The organism is Candidatus Nitrosotalea sp. FS (assembly GCF_011319475.1).
In the GTDB taxonomy this organism is placed as follows: Archaea; Thermoproteota; Nitrososphaeria; order Nitrososphaerales; family Nitrosopumilaceae; genus Nitrosotalea.
The window spans coordinates 1638-4751 of the sequence record NZ_RCMC01000210.1; the positions used below are offsets into that span (position 1 = coordinate 1638).

Here is a 3114-nt window from a genome sequence, read left to right on the forward strand (position 1 = left end):
GGATGTTCGGTAGATGAATCTCCGTTGTATGATACGGTAATTGGGACCTCGGCAACTGAAAGACCCTTGTTTGATATTTTTAGCAAAATTTCTGTAGATACTGCCATGCCGGTTTCAGTTGGATGGATTGACTCTATTGCCCTTTTTGAATATGCACGAAATCCTGACTGGGCATCAGTTACTTTGAAATCTGTTCCAAAATTTGCAGCAGATGTAATTATCTTGATTCCCCTTTTTCTGTATCCGGGTGTCTGCGATGTTTTATCCAAGAATCTTGAACCTATTACTACGTCTACATTATTTTCTTCCAGTGTGTTTATCAAGAGCGAAATTTGTTCCGGGTCGTGCTGTCCGTCTCCGTCCATGATGACAAGTATGTCAGCATTTTCTTGTCTCGCCCTGTCAAACAATGCAATGACAGATGCTCCATAGCCTTCATTTTTTTTGTGAGATATTACCATGGCTCCACTCTGTTTTGCAATCTGTGCTGTATTATCACTTGAACCGTCATCAATAACGATGACTTTGTCAGAATACTGTAATGATTTTTTTACTATATTCCCAATTGCCTTTTCTTCATTGAATGCTGGGATGCCGACAAGTTTCATGTAGTACAGACTCTTGGGTCTTCTAATTTAGTTTACGGTTTTCAAGTAAAAACAATCTTTTTGGTAAACCATAGACAAGATTCCGTTCAAGTTTTAAGGTACCATATTTTATGCAGAACATGGCAGGTTCCAAGACAGGCTCAGATTCTGAAATGCCAAAGATCAAACATACAGCAAGCAAGATTCTGCCATGGGCAGTATTTGTACCTACCATGATTATAGTATTAATCAGCATAACCACCCTAGTCTTTCCCGCCCTCATAGTGGATGCATCCAGTCCGTTTCATGCAGACGTCTTAGAGTCTGATGTGATTGACCCCTTTACTCCTGGATTTCTTGCAGTTCCACTGATTGTGATAAATCTCTTGGTCTTGGGAATTGGGGTTGCATACTACAAGGGGAAAAAGGCAGGCAGCCTAGTAAAAAAAATTACAAGCTTTGAAGTCTCAAAAAAGCAAGCAGCCATTGGCATCATCATAATACTTGCAATCTTTTGCGCGGTAACTGCAGGGACACTTGCAAAGGAGGAGACATGGGTTGACTATGATAGAGTAAAGACAAGGATGCAGACGTGGACCATTTCAGACTTTACACACAGCTTTGAGCCACATGTAAGATACTTGCTTCTCTCAGTGTCGACACACATCTTTGGAAACATCAGGGTAGTTCCATTTATTACAAGTATTGCGTTACTCTTGTTGACATATTTTTTTACTGCAAATATAACGCAAAAGAAATTTGCAGGAATTGTATCAATGGTACTGGTACTGCAAAGCGACATATTTGTTTCATACAGCACCTCTGCAACCTATGACAACTCGTGGATAATTTTGTATCTGTTTTCGATGTTCCTTGTCCAAAAGTTTTGGCAACCATCTCCTGTACCATATTTTATTTCCATATTTTCAAAGGCGCTAACCATTGCATTTCTTCCCATGAGCCTTTATTTTATTGCAAGATCTAATCTTCCAAGAAGGTCAAAGATTTACTCGCTTGCATCATATGGTGTTGTGGTAACAATACTTGTAGCTGCAGATGCAGTCTTTGGTAAAACTCTGACCGGAGGAAATACTGGATTTAATGATGTAGAGTTTTGGCAGGGTTTTTCGGCAATGGTGATGCAGATGAGGTTTGATTATGTAATCTTGATCTTTTTGCTTCCTGTAACTGTAATGTTATTTTTTGCANGTTTTTTGCATCACGCAAAGGGATCCTGCATGCTGATTCCATGTTAATAATGATACTTGGAGTGTTGATTACACCTCCATTCCTGGTGGCAATAACAAACCAGACAAACGAGCCATACAGGTTTGTCTCGCTCTCTGTCTTCTTTGCTATAGGAGTAGGAGTGTTGTTATCAAATAGAATCAGGAAGCAGGTCGAAGTATCGTCCAGTAAGTAGTCACCTTGTCACCTTTTACAACTGGATAACCATCATGCTCGGCAATGGCCAAGAGTTTGTGGGAATTACTACTGTCTGCAGAAATGAGATTCTCAGATATGATTGTGGGGTACGAATGCACCAGGACAGCAGTTGCCTTGACGAGTTCATACTTTTGATCGCCTATTGATATTATTTTTTTATGTAAAATGGGTGCGTTGGTATCTAAGAGTGCGTTTAGTCCTGCATAATCAGTTACGATGACTCGGGATGTCTCAAGATAGGATACTAGAGCACCATCAGAATTTTCTACTTTTATTTGTACATGGATTGCCATATTATTTTGTGGAGTCTGTGCATAGGAATTTGTAAATGATACCATCAGGATAGATACCATGATAACACCAAGTAGTAATTTCACTAGACTAGAAATCTATCAGAGACTAAATAAACTTGGCTTTGTGTTTTGAAATGATTTTACAAAAAATTACTTGATTATTTTTTTGTCAAGCAAGTACTGCATTGAATTTACATAGTCATAGTCGGATATCAATCCCTGCGACCACCACTCGGCCACTTTTTTTTGCCATGATGGGATGTGCTCAAATGTACTAGATGGTGTGACTTGCCCTGTTACTTTTACAAGTCCGCTTGCTATCATATACTGGATGTCTTTTCCAAATGCTGCATTGTCTGCTGTACCATCATACCATTTTTGTGCAGTATCCTTTACCCAGGATGGAATCTGTNTGATACCTTTACCAGTCCGCTTGTTATCATATACTGGATATCCTTGCTAAATCCTGCATTGTCCACTGCACCATCATGCCATTTTTGAGCCGTATCTTTTACCCAGAATGGAATCTGTGTTGTGGCGGTATTCTCAATCTGCTGTTTTAGCTTGTTTGCAAGTGCGATTCTTTGTTTTATTTGTTCATCAATAGAGGTCTGGTCATCTGGAGTCTGTGGTGGAGGTTGTGTACTTTGTGTAGGAGTTTGAGATGAAGGAGGTTGAGATGTGGATGGAGACTGTGTACTGGGTTGAGACGGTTGTGTAGTTTGAGACGNTACTGGTTGGTGTGACCTGTCCTGTTGCTTTTACAAGTCCGCTTGCTATCATATACT

At 39.9% G+C, this 3114-nt stretch carries 2 protein-coding genes and 1 pseudogene; 1 reads left to right on the forward strand and 2 read right to left on the reverse strand.

What is annotated here, in order from left to right; translation table 11 throughout:
- Positions 1–608: pseudogene (locus tag DYY66_RS07855) on the reverse strand (glycosyltransferase family 2 protein); the annotation flags it as partial.
- A gap of 110 nt (positions 609–718) precedes the next feature.
- Between DYY66_RS07855 and DYY66_RS07860 the strand changes: the two are divergent.
- A partial coding sequence (locus tag DYY66_RS07860; protein WP_218583675.1) for a hypothetical protein occupies positions 719–1795 on the forward strand: 1077 nt, incomplete at its 3' end.
- Positions 1796–1975: 180 nt separating this feature from the next.
- On the opposite strand, the gene DYY66_RS07870 is transcribed toward DYY66_RS07860, so the two are convergent.
- Positions 1976–2410 (reverse strand): hypothetical protein, encoded by a 435-nt coding sequence (locus DYY66_RS07870; RefSeq protein ID WP_166287860.1) that lies wholly within the window; start codon positions 2408–2410, stop codon positions 1976–1978.
- Positions 2411–3114 lie beyond the last annotated feature (704 nt).